This window comes from Blastococcus sp. PRF04-17, from assembly GCF_023016265.1.
Lineage (GTDB): Bacteria > Actinomycetota > Actinomycetes > Mycobacteriales > Geodermatophilaceae > Blastococcus_B.
This window is the reverse complement of record NZ_CP095412.1, coordinates 821070-843190: the sequence shown is the minus strand read 5'-3', so window position 1 is coordinate 843190 and position 22121 is coordinate 821070. Positions and strand designations below refer to the sequence as shown.

Annotated in this window: 18 protein-coding genes; 8 read left to right on the top strand and 10 right to left on the bottom strand. The window is 72.9% G+C overall.

Annotation, left to right across the window (positions count from 1 at the left end; all coding sequences use genetic code 11):
* Nucleotides 1–4: 4 nt before the first annotated feature.
* The 3 genes from MVA48_RS04260 to MVA48_RS04250 are packed head-to-tail and all read left to right on the top strand — an operon-like array spanning nt 5 to nt 4948.
* Nucleotides 5–1861 (top strand): glycoside hydrolase family 15 protein, encoded by a 1857-nt coding sequence (locus MVA48_RS04260; protein ID WP_246986173.1) that lies wholly within the window; start codon nt 5–7, stop codon nt 1859–1861.
* The gene (locus tag MVA48_RS04255) at nt 1858–3213 is read left to right on the top strand and encodes a glucose-6-phosphate dehydrogenase (protein WP_246986171.1); all 1356 of its coding nucleotides are present in this window, start codon (nt 1858–1860) and stop codon (nt 3211–3213) included. Before MVA48_RS04260 ends, MVA48_RS04255 begins: the two co-directional genes overlap by 4 nt.
* Before the next feature lie 31 nt (nt 3214–3244).
* Nucleotides 3245–4948 (top strand): alpha/beta hydrolase, encoded by a 1704-nt coding sequence (locus MVA48_RS04250; protein ID WP_246986169.1) that lies wholly within the window; start codon nt 3245–3247, stop codon nt 4946–4948.
* Nucleotides 4949–4973: 25 nt separating this feature from the next.
* Here MVA48_RS04250 and mnhG read toward each other — a convergent pair whose 3' ends face one another.
* Genes mnhG through mbhE form a run of 6 tightly spaced genes read right to left on the bottom strand, consistent with a single transcriptional unit; the run spans nt 4974 to nt 10710 of the window.
* Nucleotides 4974–5330, bottom strand: a complete 357-nt coding sequence (mnhG, locus tag MVA48_RS04245) for a monovalent cation/H(+) antiporter subunit G (protein ID WP_246986166.1) — start codon at nt 5328–5330, stop codon at nt 4974–4976.
* Complete coding sequence (locus MVA48_RS04240) at nt 5327–5587, bottom strand: monovalent cation/H+ antiporter complex subunit F (RefSeq protein WP_246986163.1); 261 nt, start codon at nt 5585–5587, stop codon at nt 5327–5329. The genes mnhG and MVA48_RS04240 overlap by 4 nt, the downstream gene beginning before the upstream one ends.
* A complete protein-coding gene (locus MVA48_RS04235) occupies nt 5584–6003 on the bottom strand; it encodes a Na+/H+ antiporter subunit E (RefSeq protein WP_246986161.1) in 420 nt (139 codons plus the stop codon). Before MVA48_RS04235 ends, MVA48_RS04240 begins: the two co-directional genes overlap by 4 nt.
* Complete coding sequence (locus tag MVA48_RS04230) at nt 6000–7520, bottom strand: monovalent cation/H+ antiporter subunit D family protein (protein ID WP_246989070.1); 1521 nt, start codon at nt 7518–7520, stop codon at nt 6000–6002. The genes MVA48_RS04235 and MVA48_RS04230 overlap by 4 nt, the downstream gene beginning before the upstream one ends.
* A 5-nt stretch (nt 7521–7525) precedes the next feature.
* The gene (locus tag MVA48_RS04225; RefSeq protein ID WP_246986153.1) at nt 7526–7903 is read right to left on the bottom strand and encodes a sodium:proton antiporter; all 378 of its coding nucleotides are present in this window, start codon (nt 7901–7903) and stop codon (nt 7526–7528) included.
* Complete coding sequence (gene mbhE, locus MVA48_RS04220) at nt 7900–10710, bottom strand: hydrogen gas-evolving membrane-bound hydrogenase subunit E (RefSeq protein WP_246986144.1); 2811 nt, start codon at nt 10708–10710, stop codon at nt 7900–7902. Before mbhE ends, MVA48_RS04225 begins: the two co-directional genes overlap by 4 nt.
* 252 nt (nt 10711–10962) lie before the next feature.
* On the opposite strand from mbhE, the gene MVA48_RS04215 reads away from it, so the two are divergent.
* Complete coding sequence (locus MVA48_RS04215; protein WP_246986142.1) at nt 10963–11448, top strand: hypothetical protein; 486 nt, start codon at nt 10963–10965, stop codon at nt 11446–11448.
* A gap of 18 nt (nt 11449–11466) precedes the next feature.
* On the opposite strand, the gene MVA48_RS04210 is transcribed toward MVA48_RS04215, so the two are convergent.
* From MVA48_RS04210 to MVA48_RS04195, 4 genes are all read right to left on the bottom strand, one after another.
* Nucleotides 11467–12552 (bottom strand): LacI family DNA-binding transcriptional regulator, encoded by a 1086-nt coding sequence (locus MVA48_RS04210; protein ID WP_246986140.1) that lies wholly within the window; start codon nt 12550–12552, stop codon nt 11467–11469.
* A 126-nt stretch (nt 12553–12678) separates the two neighbouring features.
* Complete coding sequence (locus tag MVA48_RS04205; RefSeq protein WP_246986139.1) at nt 12679–13515, bottom strand: carbohydrate ABC transporter permease; 837 nt, start codon at nt 13513–13515, stop codon at nt 12679–12681.
* Nucleotides 13515–14432: a carbohydrate ABC transporter permease gene (locus MVA48_RS04200; protein ID WP_246986137.1), complete on the bottom strand. Its 918-nt coding sequence runs from the start codon at nt 14430–14432 to the stop codon at nt 13515–13517. The genes MVA48_RS04205 and MVA48_RS04200 overlap by 1 nt, the downstream gene beginning before the upstream one ends.
* 76 nt (nt 14433–14508) lie before the next feature.
* Nucleotides 14509–15768 (bottom strand): extracellular solute-binding protein, encoded by a 1260-nt coding sequence (locus MVA48_RS04195; protein ID WP_246986135.1) that lies wholly within the window; start codon nt 15766–15768, stop codon nt 14509–14511.
* Nucleotides 15769–15905: 137 nt separating this feature from the next.
* Between MVA48_RS04195 and MVA48_RS04190 the strand changes: the two genes are divergently transcribed.
* From MVA48_RS04190 to arfA, 4 genes are all read left to right on the top strand, one after another.
* Nucleotides 15906–16268, top strand: a complete 363-nt coding sequence (locus tag MVA48_RS04190; protein WP_246986133.1) for a hypothetical protein — start codon at nt 15906–15908, stop codon at nt 16266–16268.
* Nucleotides 16269–16270: 2 nt separating this feature from the next.
* Entirely contained in the window at nt 16271–17191 is a 921-nt protein-coding gene (locus tag MVA48_RS04185; protein ID WP_246986131.1) for an endo-1,4-beta-xylanase, read from the top strand.
* A gap of 85 nt (nt 17192–17276) precedes the next feature.
* Nucleotides 17277–19613, top strand: a complete 2337-nt coding sequence (locus MVA48_RS04180; RefSeq protein ID WP_246986127.1) for a glycoside hydrolase family 3 N-terminal domain-containing protein — start codon at nt 17277–17279, stop codon at nt 19611–19613.
* Nucleotides 19613–22120, top strand: a complete 2508-nt coding sequence (gene arfA, locus MVA48_RS23715) for an arabinosylfuranosidase ArfA (RefSeq protein WP_305852286.1) — start codon at nt 19613–19615, stop codon at nt 22118–22120. Before MVA48_RS04180 ends, arfA begins: the two co-directional genes overlap by 1 nt.
* Nucleotide 22121: the final 1 nt, after the last annotated feature.

The window sequence follows — 22121 nt, the reverse complement described above, 5'->3', positions numbered from 1 at the left end:
GGTCGTGGAGCTGAGTCCGCTCTCCCGTGTCGGGGGTTTCCTGCCGATCGAGGACCACGGGCTGATCGGGGACGGCGCCACCTGTGCGCTCGTCGCCCGGGACGGCTCGATCCCGTGGTTGTGCCTGCCAGAGTTCGACAGCCCCCCGTTGCTCGCCGGGCTGCTCGACGCCGAACGGGGCGGTGCCTTCACCATGGCCCCCCGTGGGTTGCGGGCCGCTGGACAGCGGTACCTCGACGAGAGCAACGTGCTCATCACCGAGCTCACCGGTCCCGACGGCGTCGTGGAGATCACCGACTGCATGGCCCTGCGCTCCGGTGCCGACCTCGGCGAGCTCGTGCCGGCCGGCCGCAGCGAGCTGCTGCGGGTGGCGCGGGTCGTCTCCGGCACCGCCGAGGTCGACGTGCGACTCGCGCCGCGTGACGACGTCCGCGTCACCCGCGAGAGCGGGGCGTGGCGGATCCACTGGCCCGCCCGTCCCGACCTCGTCCTGGTGCTCTGGTGCTCGCACGACCTCGAGGTCGCTCCCGACGGCTCGATCGGGGGAACGGTGCGCATGCGCGCCGGCGAGCGGCTGACCGCCTCGCTGCACTGGTCGGGCACCACCCGGCTGCTCGACCGCACCGACCCCTCGCAGCTGGTGCACCAGACCGCCCAGGCGTGGCGGTCGTGGGCCGGGAACCTGCAGTACGAGGGGCCCCAGCGCGGCCTCGTGCTGCGCTCGGCCCTAGCGCTGAAGATGCTCGACCACGTGCCCAGCGGGGCGATCATGGCGGCGGCGACGTCCTCGCTGCCGGAGGAGATCGGCGGCGTCCGGAACTGGGACTACCGCTACACCTGGGTGCGCGACGCCGCCTTCTCGACCTATGCGCTCCGCCAGGTGGGCATGCCCAACGAGTCCCGGGCCTTCCTCGCCTGGACGCTCACCAACGTCGAGCGGGACGGGCAGCCGCACCTGATGTACGCCCTCGACGGCGGCCAGCCGCCGCCGGAGCAGGAGGACGCCGCGCTGGCGGGATACCGGGGTTCGGCGCCGGTGCGTTGGGGCAATGGCGCGGCGGGGCAGACCCAGCACGACGTCTACGGCGAGCTGCTCGACGTCGCCTGGGGCTGGGTGCGGTCCGGCGGTGCGGTCGACGGCCATCTGTGGAGTGCACTCTGCGACCTCACCGAGGGCGCGATCGAGAACTGGACGACTCCCGATCACGGCATCTGGGAGGTGCGCAGCCCGGGGCGGCCGTTCACCTACTCCGTCGCGCTCTGCGCGGTCGCCGTCGAGCGGGCGCTGCGGATCGCGGACGTGTGCGGGCTGGACCACCCGCGCGACCGGTGGCGCGCCGCGCTGGACGACATCCGTGGGGCGGTGCTCGAGCGGGCGTGGGACCCCGAGCGGAACAGCTTCACCGAGCAGCTGGCCGACGACGACGGCGGCCAGCGCGGCGGCCTGGACGCCTCGCTGCTCACCCTGCCCCTGCGCGGCCTGCTGCCCTTCGACGACCCACGGATGGTCGCCACGACCGAGGCGGTGCGCCGGCACCTCGATGCCGGCGACGGCCTGCTCTACCGCTACCTGCACGAGGAGTCCGACGACGGTCTGCCCGGCGGAGAAGGGGCGTTCCTGCTCTGCAGCTTCTGGCTGACCGACAACCTCACCGGGCAGGGCCGCCTGGACGAGGCACACGCGCTGTTCGAGTCGCTGTGCGACCGGGCCAATCACCTCGGTCTGCTGTCGGAGGAGATCGACCCGGGCACCGGTGCGTTCCTCGGCAACTTCCCGCAGGCCTTCAGCCACCTGGGTTTGATCGCCAGCGGGGTGAAGCTGGCCGCGGCCCAGTCGCCCGGGGGACGGAGCGCGGAGTGACCCGGTCCTTCGTCGTGCTGGGCGGCACCGGTGACCTGACCGGCCGGCTGCTCCTGCCCTCGCTGGCCCGGTTGTACGACACCGGCGTCCTCCACGGCGGCGAGGGTCTGCTCGCCGTGGCCCGGGAGGAGTGGGACGACGGCGCCTACCGCGACTGGGCGCGCAACCGGCTGGCCGCGCACGCCGGCGAGCTCCCGGAGAGCACCCGTGAACGGCTCGTCGACCGGCTGGCCTTCTGCCGCGGGGACGTGACCGATCCCGACGACCTGCGGGCAGCGCTGACCCGCCTGGACGGCGAGCCGGTGGTCTACCTGGCCTTGCCGCACACGTTGTTCCGTCCCACGCTGACGGCCCTGGCCGAGGTGGGACTCCCGGAGGGCGCCCGCGTCGTCGTGGAGAAGCCGTTCGGCACCGACCAGGCCGACGCGCGGGCGCTCAACGACCTGCTGCACCGGCTGCTGCCCGAGGAGGCGATCTTCCGGGTCGACCACTTCCTGGCCAAGCAGACCGTGCTCAACATCCTGGGGCTGCGCTTCGCCAACCGGGTGTTCGAGCCGGTGTGGAACGCCGCGCACGTCGAGCAGGTGGACATCGTCGCCGACGAGACCCTCGGGCTGGAGGGCAGAGCCGGCTACTACGACCGGGCCGGTGCCCTGCGCGACATGGTGCAGAACCACCTGCTGCAGCTGCTGGCGCTGGTGGCGATGGAGCCCCCGCTGGCCGTGGACGCCCACTCGCTCCCGGGCCGCAAGGCCGACGTGCTGCGGGCGGTCCGGCCACCGGCCGACGTGCGGGCCGGCAGCGTCCGTGGCCGGTACACCGCAGGGACCGTCGCCGGGCGGGCCCTGCCCGACTACGTCGCCGAGGACGGCGTGGATCCGGACCGGGAGACCGAGACCTACGCCGAGCTCACCGTGACCGTGGACAACTGGCGGTGGGCCGGCGTGCCCTTCCGCCTGCGCACCGGCAAGGCCCTGGCTGCCGACCGGCAGGAGATCTCGATCAGGTTCCGGCCGGTGCCCCACCTGCCGTTCCTGGACGCCGAACCCGAACCGGACGTGCTGCGGCTGTCGCTGTCCCCGGACGCGATCGCGCTGGAGGTCAACCTCAACGGCGCGCGGGACCCGTTCGACCTCGAGCGGGAGGTGCTCGCCGCGCGGATGACCCCGCACGAGTTGCCGGCCTACGGTCTGCTGCTGCGCGAGCTGCTCGACGGTGACACCACGCTGTCGATCAGCGACGTCGAGGCCGAGGAGAGCTGGCGGATCGTCGAGCCGGTGCTGGCGGCCTGGGCCGCCGGCGAGGTGCCGCTGCGGGAGTACCCGGCGGGATCGGCGGGTCCGGCAGCCTGACCGCCCGGCGGATGCGGCACCATCTGGCCCGATGAGCGGAGGCCGGGGCGTGGGCGAGCCGGACGGCGCGGCCGACCGGCGGCGGACCCGATCGCCTCGCGGGCCCCTGCGCATCCCGCTGCCCACGCCGCTCACCGCCCCAGGGGTGGCGGTCGGGACGGCGCTGGCCTGCCTGGCGCTGACGCCTTCCCTGCTGCCACGGTCTCCCGCTGCTCAGGGTCTGGTGTGCGGGATCGTGGCGGCAGTGGGCTACGGCGTGGGGCGGCTCGGGACCCGCGTGGCCCGGCGCGCCACGTGGCGGCCGGGGCCGCACCTGCACAAGGCCGGTCGCTGGGCGGTATGGGTCCTGGCACCGCTGGCCTTCGCCCTGATGCTGACCGCCTCCTTCGGCTGGCAGCGGGAGGTGCACGGGCTGGTCGGCCTCGAGCCGCCGAGCGGGGCCTCGCCGCTGCTGATCGTCGCGGTGACCCTCGCGGTCGCGCTCCTCCTCGTCGGTGTGGGGAGACTGCTGCGCGCGGCCGCCCGACGGGTCGCCGGACCACTGGGGCGGGTGCTGCCCGCCCGGGTGGCCAGCCCGCTCGGAGCGCTCGCGGTGGCCGTGGTGATCGGTGCGGCGCTCGACCAGTTCGTCCTGCGCTGGACGCTCGCAGCCATCGACAGCTCCTTCGACGCGGTCAACAACGAGGTGCCACCCGGCCGGGAACCGCCGGTGACCGGTATGCGCTCCGGTGGGCCCGGCTCGCTGTCCCCGTGGGACGAGCTCGGGGTGCAGGGCCGACGGTTCGTGTCCTCCGGTCCGGGCCGCGCAGACCTCGCGGAGACCGCGGCCGGCCGCACCGTCCGCACGCCGATCCGCGTCTACGTGGGGCTGGACAGCGGCGAGGACCTCGAGGAACTGGCGGCGGTGGCCGTCCGCGAGCTCGAGCGGACCGGCGCGTTCCGCCGGGCGGTGCTGTGCGTGGTGACGCCGACCGGTCGGGGCTGGGTGAACCAGGACGCCGCCGAGGCGCTCGAGCACCTGTACGCCGGCGACACCGCCATCGTGTCGATGCAGTACTCCTACCTGCCGAGCTCCCTGGCCTTCCTGACCGACCCGGAGCGGGCCCGCGAGGCCGGCCGGCAGTTGTTCGACCAGGTGCACGAACGCTGGGCCGGGCTGCCCGAGGACACACGCCCGCGTCTGCTGGTCTACGGGGAGAGCCTCGGATCGACCGGGGCGCAGGCCGCCTTCAGCGGGCTCGGTGACATCCGGGCGCGGACGGACGGCGCGCTGTTCGTGGGACCGCCGCAGTCCAACACGCTCTGGCGGGAGCTGGTGGAGCGGCGTGATCGCGGCACTCCCCAGGTTCTGCCGACGTATGACTCCGGGCTGACGGTACGGTTCGCGTCCGACCGCTCCGACGTCCATCGGCCGGACGGCAGACCCTGGCAGGCCCCCCGCGTGTTGTTCCTGCAGCACGCTTCCGATCCGATCTGCTGGTGGTCGCCGGACCTGCTGTTCCGCCGTCCCGACTGGCTGGAGGAACCGCGTGGTGCGGACGTCAGCCCCTCGATGAGCTGGTACCCCGTCGTCACCTTCGCGCAGGTCACCGCGGACCTGGCCGTCGGCAATTCGACGCCGGTGGGCCACGGGCACCGTTACGGCGACTTCGTGCGGCACTGGGCCGCGATCCTCCCGCCACCGGGCTGGTCCGACGCGGACACCGATCGGGTCGCCGCCGTCCTCGACGGCTGACGGGGCCGCGCCGCACGACCGGCCGTCAGGCCCTGCCGGTCGGCCGGTTCCCGTCGAGCCCGGCGTCCATCGGGTCCACGTGCGTGCCCGGCACGAGCGGAGCTCCCGACAGGTAGGCGGCCTCCCCGATCTTGTAGCCGGCGATGGGCACGGTGAACAGCTGCAGGACGATCGCGACCAGCAGCGTTGCCACGGCGGAGGCGCTCGGGGCCAGGACGACCACCCCGAGCAGCACCGACACCAGTCCCAGGCTCGCCGCCTTGGCCACCGCGTTGGCGCGGTTGTACACGTCGGGCAGCCGCAGCAGGCCGATCGCGGCGATGGCGATGAGCAGGACACCGGCGGCCACGAAGACGTCGCCGATGATCTCCTGGGCGGTCACGACGACGACCTCGAGGCCACCAGCCGGGCGAAGGCCACGGTGGAGAGGAACCCGACGAGCGTGGCGACGAGGACCAGGTCGAGTGCGGCCGGTGCGTCGAGCCGGACGGCGAGCAGGGCCACGCCGGCGATGACGACGGCGAAGCCGAAGTCCACGCCGAGGGCCCGGTCGGCGTCGGTGGGGCCGAACGCCAGCCGCCACGTGGCTACGACCAGGGACAGGGCCAGCACGACCAGTGCGGCGTCGAGCAGGATCACGTCGGTCTCCGTGTCGGGTTGTCCTCGTGGCGGGGCACAACGGGGCGAGGCACCACGGGGCGCCAGGCCCTCAGCAGCTGCTCCTCGAGCTCGCCCAGTTCGGCGCGCAAGGCATCCGGATCCGTCGCGTGCATGCCGTGGACGACCAAGTGCGTGCGGTCGTCGCTCACGGCCAGCACCATGGTCCCGGGGCTGAGGCTGATCAGGCTCATGAAGGCGGCGGTCTCCGCCCGGGTGCGGCTGCGCAGCGGCACCGTGACGATCGCCGGCGCCAGTCCGTCACCCGGCGTCACGATCTCCTTCGCGACCGTGTAGTTCGCGCGAAGGAAGTGGACCGCATAGGTCCCGGCGAAGGCGAGCACCCGCCGGGCGCGGACCAGCACCCGCTGCGCCGGGGGCGGAGGAGTCGCGGTCACCGGCCCATCACCGCCCTCACGTACGCGCCGACGTCCACGAGCCCCGCGGCCGCCGCGTCGGCCGCTGCCAGCAGCGGTTCGGCCCAGAGGCCCAGGACCACCGCGAGTCCGGCGAGCAGCAACGGCGGAGCGGTGAGCGCGGCTCGCGACCGTGTCCGCACCCCGACGGCCGAGCGGTCCGCTGCGTCGTCCTCGGCACCGCCGGCCGGGTCCGCGTCGGCCGGGGCGGCCTGCCAGAACACCCCGTTCCAGACCTTGAGCATCGACGTCAGGGTCAGCAGGCTCACGCCGACGACGACGGCGGCGGCCAGGTACTGGTCCTCGGCGACAGCCGCCGTCGCGATGCCGAGCTTGGCGACGAACCCCGACAGCGGCGGGATGCCCACCAGCGCCAGCGCCGAGACGGCGAAGGCCACCGCCAGCGCCGGTTCCCGCTGCATCAGCCCACCGAGGCGGGCCAGCTCTCCGGTCCCGTAGCGCACCTCCACCGCGCCGGCCACCATCAGCAGCGCCGCCTTGACCAGGACGTACTGGACGAGGAAGAAGACCGCCGCGGCCAGCCCGGCCGAGGAGAAGAGCGCCAGGCCGAGGAGCATGTAGCCGATCTGACTGACCATGTGGAAGGTCAGCACCGGGCGCATCGCCTTCTCACCGACGGCGCCGAGCACGCCCACGACCATGGTGAGCAGGGCGGCGGCCATGATCAGCCACAGGTACTGCCGGTCGCCGTCGAAGACGACGGCGTAGATGCGGATCAGTGCGTAGACGCCGACCTTGGTGAGCAGGCCGGAGAAGAGCACCGTCACCGCCGGCCCGGAGGCCGAGTACGTCGAGGGCAACCAGCTGTGGACGGGCACGACCGCGGCCTTGACCGCCATGGCCAGCATGATCACTGCGGCGGCCAGTGCCGCAGGGGTGGACGACGCCGCCACCTCGGCGAGCTCGCCGAGGTTGACCGTCCCTGCGGTCCCGTACAGCAGCCCCACCCCGGCCAGGAAGACGGTGGAGGCCAGCAGGTTGACCGTGACGTACAGCCGTCCGGCGACCAGCGGCCGGCGACCGCCGGCGGCGCTGAGGAGCACGTAGCTCGGCAGCAGCATGACCTCGACGAACACGAAGAGGTTGAACAGGTCGGCGGTGAGCAGGGCGCCGAAGACGCCGGAGGACAGAATGAGCGCCAGGGGGACGAAGAACGGTCGCTCGTCCTCGTCGGTGGCTGCGGCGAACGCCAGGCTCGCGAGGACCAGCAGTGCCGTGACCACCAGCATCAGCGCGCTGAACACGTCGGCGACCAGCGTGATGGCGATCCCCGCCGGCCAGCCACCGAGCCGCACGACGGGGCGGGCCCCGTCGAGCGTGGTGGCGAGCAGCACGCACGCCACGACGAGGACCCCGGCGCTCACGGCCCAGCCCACCCATCGGACCAGCGCGGGGGAGTCTGCGGCGCTCCTGCGCCCCAGCAGGATCAGCAGACCGGCCGCCAGCAACGGGGCGACCACGGGGAGGGTCAGCAACATGCCGCTCACCGGCCTCCCTCGGTGTCCCGGTCGGTGTCCCGGTCGGTGTCCCGGTCGGTGTCCCGGTCGGTGTCCCGGTCGGTGTCCCGGTCGGTGTCACCGCCGCCCGCGCGGGCGAGCGCGAGCAGGTAGACGGTGATGCCGAAGGTGATCACGATGGCGGTGAGGACGAACGCCTGCGGCAGGGGGTCAGCCGCCTGCTCGGGGTCGCTCTGCCCGATCAGGGGCAGACCGCGCCGGTCCATCCCGCCGGCGGCCAGTACCAGGACGTTCACCGCGTGCCCGAGCAGGACGAAACCGAGGATCACGCGGATCAGGCTGCGCTGCAGCACCAGGTAGACCCCACCGGCCACGAGGAGACCGACGGCGATCGCGGCGGTCACGGCGCCTCCCTCGAGACGGGCGCCCCACCAACCGCGCGGGCGGCCGGCGGCCGGGCGTGCGTCGCTTCCGTCCCCGGGTCCGGGCCGGGCCCGCCGGTGGCCAGACGGTCGAAGGCCGCGGCCAGCAGTCCCAGCACCAGCAGGTAGATCCCCAGGTCGAACACCAGAGCCGAGCCGATGCCCAGCGCCCCCAGCACCGGGATGTCGAACGGGGTGAGGAACGGCTCTCCCAGAGCAGGGGCGGCCAGGCCGGTGCCGAGCGCCACCACCAGTCCGACACCGACCAGCAGCTCGGGGCGCAGCAGACGCGGTAGCCCGGGGAACCCGTGGGCGACCTGGTGCAGTCCCACGGCTGTGCCACCGACGAGTGCGGCGATGAACCCGCCCCCGGGCTCGTCGTGCCCTCGCCACAGGAGGTAGGCCGACAGCATGGCCATGCCGGGGATCAGCACCCGGCTGCTCACCTGGAGGACGAGCCCGTCATCGGTCTGCTCACGCCGCCGCGTCACGCCCCTCGGCGGCGCATCCGTCCGTGGGGTGTCCGCCCGTCGCAGCAGGACCAGCAGCCCGACGGCCGCAGCACCGAGGACGATGGCCTCACCGAAGGTGTCCATGCCGCGGAAGTCGACCAGGATCGTGTTCACCACGTTGGTGCCGCCCGTCTCCGGCTCGGCGGACTCCAGGAAGTAGGCACCGGCGCCGGACCGGTCGCGCCGCCCGGTGAGCGCCATGGTGGCGGCCGCGGCGGCCACACCCGCCGCGAGGCCCAGCCCTGCCGCGAGGGCGGCCCGAGGCCGGCTGGCGCCACGGAGGTGGAGCGGCAGGCGGCGCAGCACGAGGACGGCGACCACCGCGGTCAGCACCTCCACCAGCAGCAGGGTGAGGGCGACGTCGACCGCGCCGGCCAGCAGGAACCACGCCGCCACCACCAGGCCGAGGGTGCCGACCAGGCCCAGCGCGGCGAGCGCGGAGCGGGTGCGCACGGTGGCCGCGACGGTCAGCGCGAGCAGACCGAGGACCGGCCAGTCCAGCGGGCGGTCCGTGGGGGACCGGGCCGGGAGGTCCCCGACGACGGCGACCCCCGCCAGGCCGAGCGCGACGAGTGCGACCACGGGACGGGACAGGTGAGCGGCCAGGATGCCGCTCCGATCGGGGCGCCCGACGGCGGAGCCGAGGGCGAGCGTCGCATCGTGCGCCCGCTCGAAGATCGCCGCGCTGTCCGGCAGCCGGAGGCGCTGCAGTGCCCGGTCGACCGGGGCCCGCCGCAGGAACAGGAGCGTGCCGACGGCGATGGTGATCGCCGACATGACCACCTCGGGGCTCAGGCCGTGCCAGAAGGAGAACTCGGGCACCGCTCCGGCGTAGACCACGTCGGCCGCGGCCCGGGTCACCGCCGGGTTGAGCAGGTCGATGCCGGGACCCAGCGCCAGGCCGGCGGCGGCCGCCACCACGGCCGGCGCGAGGAAGGCAGCCGACGGCTCGTAGAGGTCCGGCTGCCGGGTCGGTCCGCCGAAGGCGCCGTAGACGATCCGCAGGCCGTAGGCGAAGGTCAGCGTCGACGCCGTGACGCCCACGGCGCCCGCGACCGGGCCGGCCCAGGGCGCGAAGTCTGCCTCCAGCAACCCCTGGAACAGGTACTCCTTGCTGACGAAGCCCAGCATGGGCGGCACGCCGGCCATGGACAGGGCGGCGAGGGCGGTGACCGTGGCCGTGACCGGCATGACCCGGCGGAGCCCGGACAGCTCCCGGATGTCGCGGCTGCCGGTCTCCTTGTCGATGATCCCGACGAGCATGAACAGCGTCGCCTTGAACAGGGCGTGGGCGAAGGTGTGCAGCATGGCCGCGGCCAGGGCCACCGGGGTGCCGACGCCGATCACGGCGATCAGCAGGCCCAGCTGGCTCACCGTCGACTGGGCGAGGATCGCCTTCAGGTCGTGCTCCCGCAGGGCCATGAACGCACCGGCCACCGCGGTGCTCAGCCCGACGGTGAGCAGCAGCGCCGACCAGGCCGGCCGCTCGGCGAACAGCGGGGTCATCCGCATCAGCAGGTAGATGCCGGCCTTCACCATGGTCGCCGCGTGCAGGTACGCGCTCACCGGCGTCATCGCGACCATGGCACCGGGCAGCCAGAAGTGCAGCGGCAACTGCGCGGACTTGGAGAAGGCAGCGGTGGCGATCAGCGCGCCGATCGGCCAGGCGAGGGGTGAGGCGAGCACGGCGTCGCGCTCGGCGAGGATCGTGGTCAGGTCGGTGGTCCCCACGACGACCGACAGCATGACGACCGCGAGGAGCAGGGCCAGCCCGCCGGCGGCGGTGATCAGCAGCGCCCTGCGGCCCGGCTTCAGGGCCACCTGCCCGGCTGTGCCGAGGAGGAAGAAGGAGCAGACCGTGGTGAGCTCCCAGAACACGTAGAGCAGAACCACGTCGGCGGCCAGGACCAGGCCGAGCATCGCGCCGGCGAACAGGGTGAGCAGCCCGTAGACGGCGCCGTTGCGGCCGCTCTCGCTCATGTAGCGGGGCGAGTAGGCCATGATCAGGACGCCGACGCCGAGCACGATCGCGCAGAACAACCCGCTCAGCCCGTCGAGCCGCAGGGTGAACGACACCTGCAGGGACGGCATCCAGGCCCAGGACACGTCCACCGTGCCGCCGTCGAGCACGGCCGGTGCCCGGGTGGCCAGCAGCCCGCCGACGACCACGAATCCGGCGGCGAGCAGGTAGCCGGTGTTGCGTCCCAGCCGACGGTGCGCGAGTGGCGCCGCCGCGGCGAGGCCCAGCATCGCGAGGAGCGCGACGCCCAGGATCATGGCGGACCCGGTAACGGCCGACCTGGGCGGGTGAGCACCGCGGTGGCGTCCCTCGCCATGGCTGTGGCACTCATGGACGCACCCGTACCCCTTCGGACGGCCTGAAACCGGCACGTCGGGAGACGTCGTGACGGGCAGGCGGCACCCGGAGCCGCGTCCGGAGCCGCCCCCCGGTCCGCCGCGCGGTGTGGGGCGCGCCGGGTGACGATCGGAGGATGCCGCCGACCGTCGGCCCGGACAGGAAGGCACCTCATGGCGCACTCGGTCGTCCCTCGATCCCTGCTCGCCGCCGGCTCGTTGCTCCTCCTGACCGCTTGCGGGAACGGGGGCGAGCAGGACGACGGCGGCACAGCGGGCAGCACCGGCACCACGTCGGAGGCGCCCGCGTCGTCGCCCGCCGAAACCGGCTCGGCGACCGCCCAGGAGACCGGCGCGGACGGGCCGGTCCCGGCCGGCTACCCGCCACGGCCGGCCCGCGACGAGTGCGTCGTCATCCCGGAGGCGGCCGACGGCGCGTACACCGTTTACGAGGCCGGCACCGCGGTCGTCACCCGCGAGGGGGATCGCCTGGTGCTGGGCGAGGTCTCGGCCGCCGACGGTTGGACCAGCCGGGTCGACGACCAGGACGACGACGAGATCGAGATCGACTTCCGCAGGAACGGCAGCGACGCGCTCGACCTCGAGGTGGAGCTCGACGACGGCCGCAAGGAGGTCAAGATCTGCGCCGACGACGACTGATGGCGGTCCCGGCGACGCTCAGCAGCCGTGCGGTCGGGAAGCCGTGGAGGAGCGCCGGACCAGGGAGGTGCTCAGGGTGACGTGCGGGTCGGCGACCGCCGCACCGGAGATCAGCTGCAGGAGCATGGCCGTCGCCTGCTGACCCATCTGCCGGATCGGCTGTCGCACCGTGGTCAGCGGAGGATCGCCCATCGCGGACTCGGGGATGTTGTCGAAGCCGACGACGGAGAGCTGCCCCGGCACGTCGATGCCGAGATCCCTGGCGACCTCCAGCGTGGCCAGCGCCGTCAGGTCGTTCGCGGCGAAGACCGCGGTCGGCGGGTCGGGGAGCGCGAGCAGTTCCCGGGCCGCCACGCGCGCCAGGTCCGGTTCGAACCCGCCGGGGCGGACCAGGTCCTCGTCCACCCGCAGCCCCGCGGCGACGAGCGCCTCGCGGTAGCCCTGCTCGCGCTGCTGCGCCGACAGCAGGTCGGGGCGCCCCGTCACCATGCCGATCCGGGTGTGTCCGAGCTCGAGCAGGTGCTCCACGCCCAGTCGTGCGCCCTGCAGGTTGTCGGCGGCCACCGCGGGCAGGCCCGACGGGCCGGTGTGCGGGTCGACCGCCACCACCGGACCGTCGGCGTCCACGTCGGTCACCGTGGGCGTGACCAGGACGGCGCCGTCGATGAGCGTCCCCATCAGGCGCGTCAGGTACCGCCGCTCCCAGCCCACGTGCTCCTCGACGTGACCACCGGCGGAGTAGGCCACCAGCTCGTAGCCGGAGCCGTGGATGGCGTCGGCGACGCCCTTGAGGACCTCGGTGCTGAAGGGCTCGAAGTCGGCGACGAGCACACCGACGACGTTGGTCCGGTGGTTGCGCAGGCTCCGCGCGACCAGGCTGACCTCGTAGCCCAGCCGGTTGATGACCCCCGTGACGTGGTCGACGGTCTCGGCGGAGACGCCGTACCGGCCGTTGATGACCTTGGAGACGGTCGACACCGAGACGCCCGCCTCCGCGGCCACCTGCTGCATCGTCACGCGACGCCGGGGGGCCGGTGCCGCGCCGTCCGGACCGGGGAGGAAGCGGGGCCCGACGAAGCCGTCACGGGACGAGCCAAGGGTCACGATGCACCTCCTCGTCGGGCCGTCGGGCAGCCGATTCTGCACTGCGAGCAGCAGCGTCGCCGACCTGCTCCGGGCCGGTGTGACCCGGTCGGGGTGGGTGTCGTCCGCCTGTCCATGGGCGCCCGGTCAGCCCTTGACCGCGCCCTGGAGCCCGCTGACGATCCGCCGCTGCATCGCGAGGAACAGGATGAGCGCAGGGATCATCGCGATGGTGGTGAACGCCAGCACCCCGGCGGTGTCGGCCGAGTGCTCGCTCGAGTAGTCGGCCACGCCCAGCGGCAGGGTCCGCATGTCCCCCTGGAGCAGGAGCAGCGGCAGCAGGTAGGCGTTCCAGGAGGCGACGAAGGCGAGGACGCCGACGGTGACCAGCCCGGGCATCGACAGCGGGAGCGCGATACGCCAGAAGATGCGCACCCGGGACGCCCCGTCGAGCAGGGCGGCCTCCTCGAGCTCCCTGGGCAGCGCCATCAGGAACGGCCGCAGGATCACCACCGTGACCGGCAGCGCGAACGCCGCCTGCGGCAGCGCGACGCCCCACCAGGTGTTGCCGAGCTGCAGGTCCCGGGTCACGAGGATGAACAACGGGATGATCGCCACGGCAGCCGGGAAGAGCAGCCCCAGGACGAACACCAGGAACAGCGGCTCCCGTAGCTTGAACTGGTAGCGCGCCAGCGGGTAGGCGGCCATGACCCCCGCCAGTACCGCCACCGCCGTCGTGAGGACGGCGATCGCCATCGAGTTGAACGCATAGGTCCAGAAGCTCGGGTTGGTGAAGACCCCCTCGTAGTTGCGCAGGAGCCACGGGTCGGGGAGTCCGGCGGGGTCGCGCGCCAGCTGCTCGTTGCTGCGGAAGCCGCCGAGCGCGCCGTAGAGCACCGGGCCGAGCGTGACGACCACGACCGCCAGCGCCACCAGGTAGACGAGCGGGCCGCCCTGCCCGAACGCCCTCGACCGGCGTGCCATCACCGCTCCGCCTTAGTGTCGCGCCGCAGGACGAAGAACTGGTAGGCGATCGCCATCACGAACCCGATCAGGAAGAGGATCACCGACGCGGCGCCGGCGATGCCGAAGTTGCCACGCTGGGTTCCCTGGTTCACCAGGTACGTCGCCATCGTGGTCGTGGCGTTGGCCGGCCCGCCGCCGGTCAGGATCCAGACCATGTCGAACAACTGCAGCGACCCGATCATGGACAGGAAGATCCAGGTCCGGATCGTCGGTGCGATGAGGGGGATCGCGATGCGGCGCTGGATCTGCCACCAGCTCGCGCCGTCGAGCTGCGCGGCTTCGGAGAGCTCGTCCGGGACCCCCTGCAACCCGGCGAGGAACAGCAGCACGGCCAGGCCGAGGTACTTCCACGTGAGGACGACGAAGACCGTCGCGAGCGCGAGGTCCGGGGTGCCGAGGAAGCCCTGCTCGGGCACCGGGATCCCCACGGACGACAGCACGGTCTCGATGACACCGGTGCGCGGCTGCAGCAGCTGGAACCACACGACGCCGGCGATGACCTCGGCCAGCACGTACGGGACGAAGATGATGGTCCGGAGCAGACCGCGCGCCCTGATCCGACGGTTGAGCAGCAGCGCCAGGGCCAGCCCCAGGGGCAGCTGCACGAGGATCGACGCGAAGACGATCGTGAAGTTGTGCATGACCGCGTCGGTGAAGACGGAGTCGGTCAGCACGCTGACGTAGTTCCGCAGCCCGACGAAGTCGACCAGCGGGCCGAAGCCCTTCCAGCGGAAGAACGACATCCGGACCGCCGAGACGACCGGGTAGACGACGAAGAGCGCCATCAGCACCAGTGCCGGCGTCACGAACAGGAGGATCTCGAGGCGCTGCCGGCGCTTGTCCCGGCCCGGCCGGCCGGCCGGGGGACCGGCCACCCGGCGCGCTTGCGCGCGCCGGGTGACCGCTGCGCCGGGGTCCGCCGTAACGGCGCCCTGCGACGTCATCGTCGGATCAGCGCTCCTGCTCGGCCGCCTGCTGGGTGGCCTTCACGATGTCCTCCGGCGATCCCTGACCCGCGAAGAGCAGGGCGACCGCGTCGTTCATCGCGCCGCCGACCGACGCCCCGAACGCCGTGTCGAAGTACAGCTGGACGTACGGCGCGGCGTCCCGCACCGCGAGCAGCTCGGCCAGCGCCGGGTCGGACACGGAGTCCGACGCGGCCGGGTTCGTCGGGAGCCCCATGTCGTTCTCCGCGAAGCCCTGCTGCACCTCGTCGGAGAGCAGGTACTTCACGAAGTCCACCGCCGCGTCGGGCGCGTCCTCCGCGACCGCCCAGGCGTCGCCACCGCCGAGCTGCGCCGCCGGGTCACCGTCGCCGCCCTCGATCTCGGGGAAGGGGAACCAGCCGGTCTTCTCGCCGAGGCCCTGACCGTTCTCGGTGAGGCCCTGCATGACGCCCGGCTCCCAGTGGCCCTGCAGCTCCATCGCGACCTGCTCCGTCGCGAGCAGGCCGGAGGCGGAGGTGGCGCCCTCCTGCGCCGGGGTCGTCAGGAAGCCGGGGTTGAAGGGCTGGGTGCTCAGCAGCTGCTCCAGCGCCTCGCCGGCCTCGACGAAGCAGGCGTCGGAGAAGTCGAGGCTGGTGACCGCGTCCTCGAGGACGTCCTGGGGGCAGGAGCGCAGCGCGGTGTAGTACCAGTAGTGGGCGGCCGGCCACTTGTCGCCCGCGCCGACCGAGATGGGCGTGATGCCCGCGCCCTTCAGCGTGGCGACGACCTCGCCCAGCTCGTCCATGGTGGTCGGCGGCTCCTCGATGCCCGCCTGCGCGAAGAGCTCCTTGTTGTACCAGAAGCCCACGACGCCGACGGAGAACGGCAGCGCGTAGGTCTTGCCGTCGACCTGCCAGCCGGACACCGACCCGCCGAGCTTCTCGATCTCCTCCGCCGCGTCCTCGGACAGGTCGCGGACCAGGCCGGCCTCGACGTGGTCGGCGAGCTCGCCGCCGCCGCGCTCCATGTAGATGTCCGGCACGTCACCGCTCTGGAACGCGGCCTCGAGCTTGTCGACCATGTCCTGGTGTGCCATGGCCTGCACCTCGATGTTCACACCGGGGTTGTCGGCCTCGAAGTCCTTGGCAGCCTGCTCGTAGAAGCCCCGGCCGGGCTCGTTGTTCGAGTTGTGCCACCACGTGATCGTGTTGTCGCCGGCCTCGCTCTCGGAGCCGCCGCCACCGCCACAGGCCGTGACACCCACGACCACAGCGCTGCACAACACCGCGAGGGAAGTTCTCCTCGAACGCCGCATGTCTGGTCCTTTCGTCTCGCCGCACGCCGCCGTGGCGTGGAACACAGTCGAGAAAGATTCCAGCGGGTTCTTGCGCTGTCAATCGTTGTCGATAACGATTTCGCTCCGTGACCACAGGAGCCGCTGCCGCCACCCACCGCGCCTTCGAGACGGAGCTGACCGTCCGCCGCGCCGACGGCTCGCCGCGCGCCGACGAGGACGTGCTGGTCGAGCAGGTGAGGCACCGGTTCGCGTTCGGGAACATCGGCTTCGACTTCGTCGGGCTGGCCAACGGCGAGCAGGGCGAGGGCCGCGAGAACGTCTTCGGCGGCGCGGACCCGGAGGCCGCCCGGCGGCTCGAGGACCTGTGGCTCGACGTCTTCAACACCGCCACGCTGCCGTTCTACTGGGCGGCTTCGAGCCGGTGGAGGGCCGGCCGGACACGCGGCGACTGCAGACCGCGGCCGCCTGGTTCCGGGACCGGGGTGTGACCGTGAAGGGACATCCGCTCGTCTGGCACACGCTCGCCCCCGACTGGCTGCGCCGGTACTCCGACGAGGACGTCGAGAAGATCGTGCGCGCGAGGGTCGCGCGGGAGGTGACGTCGTTCGCGGGCCTGATCGACACCTGGGACGCGATCAACGAGGTCGTCATCATGCCGGTCTTCGCCAACGAGCCTCCGCCCGACGAGGGCGTGCCGAACGCGATCACCCGCCTGTGCCGCCGCATCGGCCGCATCCCGACCATCCGCCTGGCCTTCGAGGAGGCGCGCCGGGCGAACCCCACGACGACGCTGGTGCTCAACGACTTCAACCTGTCGACGGCCTACGAGTGCCTGATCGAGGGCGTGCTCGAGGCCGGGGTCCAGGTCGACGCGATCGGGCTGCAGAGCCACATGCACCAGGGCTACTGGGGCGAGGAGCGGACCCAGGAGGTCCTCGAGCGGTTCGCCCGCTACGGCCTCCCCCTGCACTGGACGGAGACGACCCTCCTGTCCGGTGACCTGATGCCCCCGGAGATCGTGGACCTCAACGACTACCAGGTCGCCGAGTGGCCCTCCACGCCCGCGGGCGAGGAGCGGCAGGCCGACGACATCGTCCGCCACTACCGGACGCTGCTGGCCCATCCCTCGGTCGAGGCGATCACCTACTGGGGTATCACCGACCGGGGCTCCTGGCTCGGCGCGCCTGCGGGTCTCGTCCGTGCCGACGGCACCCCCAAGCCCGCCTACGAGGCCCTCAGGGGGCTGGTGAAGGGTGAGTGGTGGCTGGCTCCGACGCGGCTGCGGACCGACAGCGAGGGCAAGGTCCCGGTCCGCGGATGGGCCGGGGACTACACGGTCTCGGCGGGCGACAGCTCCGCGCAGTGGACGCTGCAGCAGGACGCCCCGTCGCCGGTGGTCATCCTGCCCTGACGGCCGGACCACCACCCACCACACACGTCCGGTGGCCTCCGATCCACCGCACCGCACCGACGAGACAGGACGGACTTCTCCAGCCATGGTCACCAACGACGACATCTCGGCGCCCTGGCGCGACACCGGCATCCCCGCCGAGGACAGGGTGGCAGACCTCGTCCACCGCTTGACGTTGGAGGAGAAGGTCGCCCAGCTGTACGGCGTGTGGGTGGGCATCGACGAGACCGAGGGCGAGGTGGCTCCGCACCAGCACGACATGGCCGCGGCCCCGGTCGACTGGGACGAGCTGATCCGCAGCGGCCTGGGCCAGCTGACCCGCCCCTTCGGCACCGCGCCGGTCGACCCGCTCGTCGGCGCCAAGGGCCTGGCGGAGAGCCAGCGGCAGATCATGGCGGCCGGCCGCTTCGGGATCCCGGCACTGGTGCACGAGGAGTGCCTGACCGGGCTCGCGGCCTGGACCGCGACCGTCTTCCCCTCGCCGCTGTGCTGGGCGGCGAGCTTCGACCCGGACCTCGTCGAGCGCATGGGTGCGCTCATCGGGCAGGGCATGCGGCGGCTCGGCGTCCACCAGGGCCTGGCGCCCGTGCTCGACGTCGTCCGCGACCTGCGCTGGGGGCGGGTCGAGGAGACCATGGGCGAGGACCCCCACCTGGTGGGGACGATCGGCAGCGCCTACGTCCGGGGCCTGGAGTCCAGCGGCATCGTGGCGACCCTGAAGCACTTCGTCGGCTACTCCGCCTCCCGGGCGGGGCGCAACCTCGCGCCGGTGTCCGCGGGTCCCCGCGAGATCGCCGACGTGCTCCTCCCGCCGTTCGAGATGGCCTTGAAGGCGGGCGCGCGTTCGGTGATGAACTCCTACACGGACATCGACGGGGTCCCGTCGGCCGTGGACGCGGCCCTGCTCACCACCCTGCTGCGCGACACCTACGGGTTCACCGGGACCGTCGTGGCCGACTACTTCTCGGTCGCCTTCCTGCAGACTCTGCACGGCGTGGCCGGCACACCGGGCGAGGCAGCCGCGCGCGCCCTGGAGGCGGGCATCGACGTGGAGCTGCCCACGGTCAGCTGCTACGGCGAGCCACTGGTCGAGGCGGTGCGCAGCGGCGCGGTGGACGAGGGACTGGTGGACCGGGCGCTGCGCCGGGTGCTGTTGCAGAAGTGCGAGCTCGGCCTCCTCGACGCCGACTGGTCGCCGGACTCCCCGGCGGTCCTCGACGGCGCCGTCACGCTGGACTCCGCCGAGTCCCGGGCGGTCGCCGGAGACCTCGCACGGCGCTCCGTCGTGCTGCTCTCGAACGACGGGACCCTGCCGCTGCGACCGGGGCTGCGACTGGCGGTCGTCGGTCCCCGCGCCGACACCGCCCAGGCCATGCTCGGCTGCTACTCCTTCCCGATGCACGTCGGCGTCCACCACCCGGACGTGCCGGTCGGCGTCGACATCCCGACGCTGGCCGACGCGCTGCAGTCGTCACCGGCGGCCTACGACGTCGTCGTCGCCGAGGGCTGTCCGGTGCTCGGTGGGGACGACGAGGGCATCCAGGCGGCCGTCCGCGCCGCCGCGGACGCCGACGTGTGCGTCGCCGTCCTGGGGGACCAGGCGGGTCTCTTCGGCAACGGCACCTCGGGGGAGGGCTGCGACGCGGTCGACCTCCGGCTCCCCGGCCGCCAGGAGGAGCTGCTCGAGGCCCTGCTCGCGACGGGGACCCCGGTCGTGCTCGTGCTGCTCGTGGGCCGTCCCTACGAGCTGTCCCGTCAGGTCGAGCGGCTCGCCGCGGTCGTGTGCGGGTTCTTCCCCGGCGAGGAGGGCGGCCCGGCGGTGGCCGACGTCCTCAGCGGGCGGGTGGCTCCGTCCGGCCGGCTGCCGGTCAGCTTCCCCCGGGCGGAGGGCAGCCAGCCCGGCACCTACCTGGCGGCGCCCCTGGGCAGGCGCAACGACGTGAGCGTCGTCGACCCCACCCCGCTCTTCCCGTTCGGACACGGGCTCGGGTACGGCTCGGCCGCCTGGACGGGCGTGCGGGCCGACGGCGGCTCGACCTGGGACACCGACGGCACCGTCGAGCTGTCGGTCGAGCTCCGGAACGACACCGACCGCGAGGTCACCGAGGTCGTGCAGGTCTACCTGCACGACCCCGTCGCCGAGGTCGTCCGTCCGGTGCAGGCCCTCGTCGCCGCCCGGCGCGTCGACCTCGCGGCCGGCTCCGCCGCGACGGTCCGGTTCTCCCTGCACGCCGACCTGACGTCCTTCACCGGCCGGGACGGCGCGCGGATCGTCGAGCCGGGCGACATCGAGCTGCGCGTGGGCGCCTCGAGCACCGACGTGCGGGAGGTGCTGCCGTTCACCCTGGCGGGCAGCCGCCGGACGGTCGGCCCCGACCGCCGGCTGCACCCGGACGTCGTCGTCGAGCAGAGCGCGGGCTGATGCCGCAGACCGACCTGCCGCTGGAGGAGCTGCACCGCTACGCCCCGGACCTCCCGGCCCCGCCCGACCTCGACGCGTTCTGGGCGTCCACCCTCCAGGAGGCGGACCGGTGGCCGCTCGCCGCGGCGTGCACGCCCGTCGACTCCGGGCTGGTGACCGTCGAGACGTTCGACGTGACGTTCGCCGGGTTCGGCGGCTCGCCGGTCAGCGCCTGGCTGCACCTGCCGGCGCGGGCACTGCGTGAGCGCGGCCCGTTGCCGGGCGTGGTCCAGTACCAGGGCTACAACGGCGGACGGGGCCTCGCGCACGAGCACGTCTTCTGGGCGTCGGCGGGCTTCGCGCACCTGGTGGTCGACACCCGCGGCCAGGGCAGCGGCTGGACCGTGGGCGACACCGGCGACCCCGTGGGCTCCGCCGCGGCGCAGCCCGGGTTCATGACCCGCGGCGTGCTGTCGCCGCAGGACTACTACTACCGGCGGGTCTACACCGACGCCGTCCGTGCCCTCGACGTGCTGCGCGGACGACCGGAGGTGGACGGCGAACGGATCGCGGTGACCGGCGCGAGCCAGGGCGGCGGCATCTCCCTCGCCGTCGCCGCCCTGGCCGACGGGGTGCGGGCCGTGCTGCCCGACGTCCCGTTCCTCTGCGACTTCCCGCGGGCCGTGCGCATCGCCGCCGGCGACCCGTACGGCGAGATCGTGCGGTACCTCAAGGCCCACCGCGACCACGTCGACCGCGTCTTCGAGACCCTGAGCCACTTCGACGGAGCGGTCCTCGGCAGGAGGGCGTCAGCCCCCGCCCTCTTCTCCGTCGCCCTGATGGACGAGATCTGCCCGCCCTCGACGGTCTTCGCGGCCTACGCCGCCTACGGCGGGCCCAAGGAACTGTCGATCTACCCGTTCAACGACCACGAGGGGGAGAGGCGTTCCACCGGCGCGTGCAGGTCGCCTGGCTGCGCAGCCGGCTCGAGCCCTCCCCTCCGTCCGCCTGATCCCGGGAGCCCGATGCTGCGCGCGCGCCTCACGATCGACCCCAGCCGACCGGTCGGCCCGGTCTCCCGCCGGCTCTTCGGCGCCTTCGTCGAGCACATGGGCCGCGGGGTGTACGGGGGCATCTACGAGCCCGGGCACCCCGAGGCCGACGAGGACGGCTTCCGCCGGGACGTGATCGACCTGGTCAGGGAGATGGGGGTGACGGCGGTGCGGTACCCCGGAGGCAACTTCGTCTCCGGTTTCCGGTGGGAGGACAGCGTCGGCCCGCGCGACCAGCGCCCGCGCCGGCTCAACCTGGCGTGGCACTCCAGCGAGACCAACGAGGTCGGGCTGCACGAGTTCGCGACCTGGCTGGAGAAGGTCGATGCCGAGCTCGTGCTCGCGCTGAACCTCGGCACGCGCGGCGTGCTCGAGGCGCTGGACCTGCTCGAGTACGCCAACGTGCCGTCCGGCACGACGCTCGCGGACCAGCGGATCCGGAACGGGCGCCAGGAGCCGTTCGACGTCCGGATGTGGTGCCTCGGCAACGAGATGGACGGCCCGTGGCAGCTGGGCCAGCTCTCCGCCGAGGACTACGGCAAGCTCGCCGCCCGGACCGCCAAGGCCATGCGCCAGGTCGACCCCGGCCTCGAACTGGTCGCCTGCGGCTCGTCGGGCGCCGGCATGCCGACCTTCGGCGAGTGGGAGCGCGTCGTCCTGACCCACGCGTACGACGACGTCGACTTCATCTCCTGCCACGCCTACTACGAGGAGCAGGACGGCGACCTCGGTTCCTTCCTCGCCTCGGCCACCGACATGGACCACTTCATCGAGACGGTCGTGGCCACCGCCGACCACGTGAAGTCCGTCCGCAAGAGCTCGAAGACGATCGACATCTCCTTCGACGAGTGGAACGTCTGGTACCTGTCCCAGGTGCCGACGGGCCTGGCCAAGCGCATCGACGACTGGCCTCTGGCACCTCCCATCAGCGAGGAGCCCTACACGGTGGCCGACGGCGTCGTCGTCGGCAATCTCCTGATGTCGCTGATCCGCCACGCCGACCGGGTGACCAGTGCCTCGATCGCGCAGCTCGTCAACGTCATAGCCCCGATCGCCGCCGAGCCGCAGGGACCGGCGTGGCGCAAGCCGACCTTCTTCCCGTTCGCGACCACCTCGCGCCTGGCCCGCGGCCTCGCCCTCCACGTGGGGATCGACACCCCTGGGTACGACACCGCCCGGTACGGCGAGGTGCCCCTGGTCGACGCGGCCGCCACCACGGATGCCGGCGCGGTCGCACTGTTCCTGGTGAACCGGTCGCAGACGGAGGAGGCGGAGGTCTCCGTCGACCTCGCGGCCCTCGGCGTGGGCTCCGTCGAGGAGGCGTGGACACTGGCCGACCCGGATCCGCACGCGGCGAACACGGGCGAGCGGCAGGACCGCGTCGGGCTGCGGGCCAACGATCGAGCGCTCATCGCAGGGGACACCCTGCGCGTGACGCTGCCGCCGGTGTCGTGGACGGCCGTCGGCCTCCGCTGAC

Excerpts from the sequence above, each read along its gene's own strand:
- MVA48_RS04250 (WP_246986169.1), top strand. The coding sequence starts at position 3,245 with ATGAGCGGAGGCCGGGGCGTGGGCGAGCCGGACGGCGCGGCCGACCGG.
- MVA48_RS04230 (WP_246989070.1), bottom strand. The coding sequence starts at position 7,520 with ATGTTGCTGACCCTCCCCGTGGTCGCCCCGTTGCTGGCGGCCGGTCTG.
- mbhE (WP_246986144.1), bottom strand. The coding sequence starts at position 10,710 with ATGATCCTGGGCGTCGCGCTCCTCGCGATGCTGGGCCTCGCCGCGGCG.
- MVA48_RS04215 (WP_246986142.1), top strand. The coding sequence starts at position 10,963 with ATGGCGCACTCGGTCGTCCCTCGATCCCTGCTCGCCGCCGGCTCGTTG.
- MVA48_RS04205 (WP_246986139.1), bottom strand. The coding sequence starts at position 13,515 with ATGGCACGCCGGTCGAGGGCGTTCGGGCAGGGCGGCCCGCTCGTCTAC.
- MVA48_RS04180 (WP_246986127.1), top strand. The coding sequence starts at position 17,277 with ATGGTCACCAACGACGACATCTCGGCGCCCTGGCGCGACACCGGCATC.
- arfA (WP_305852286.1), top strand. The coding sequence starts at position 19,613 with ATGCCGCAGACCGACCTGCCGCTGGAGGAGCTGCACCGCTACGCCCCG.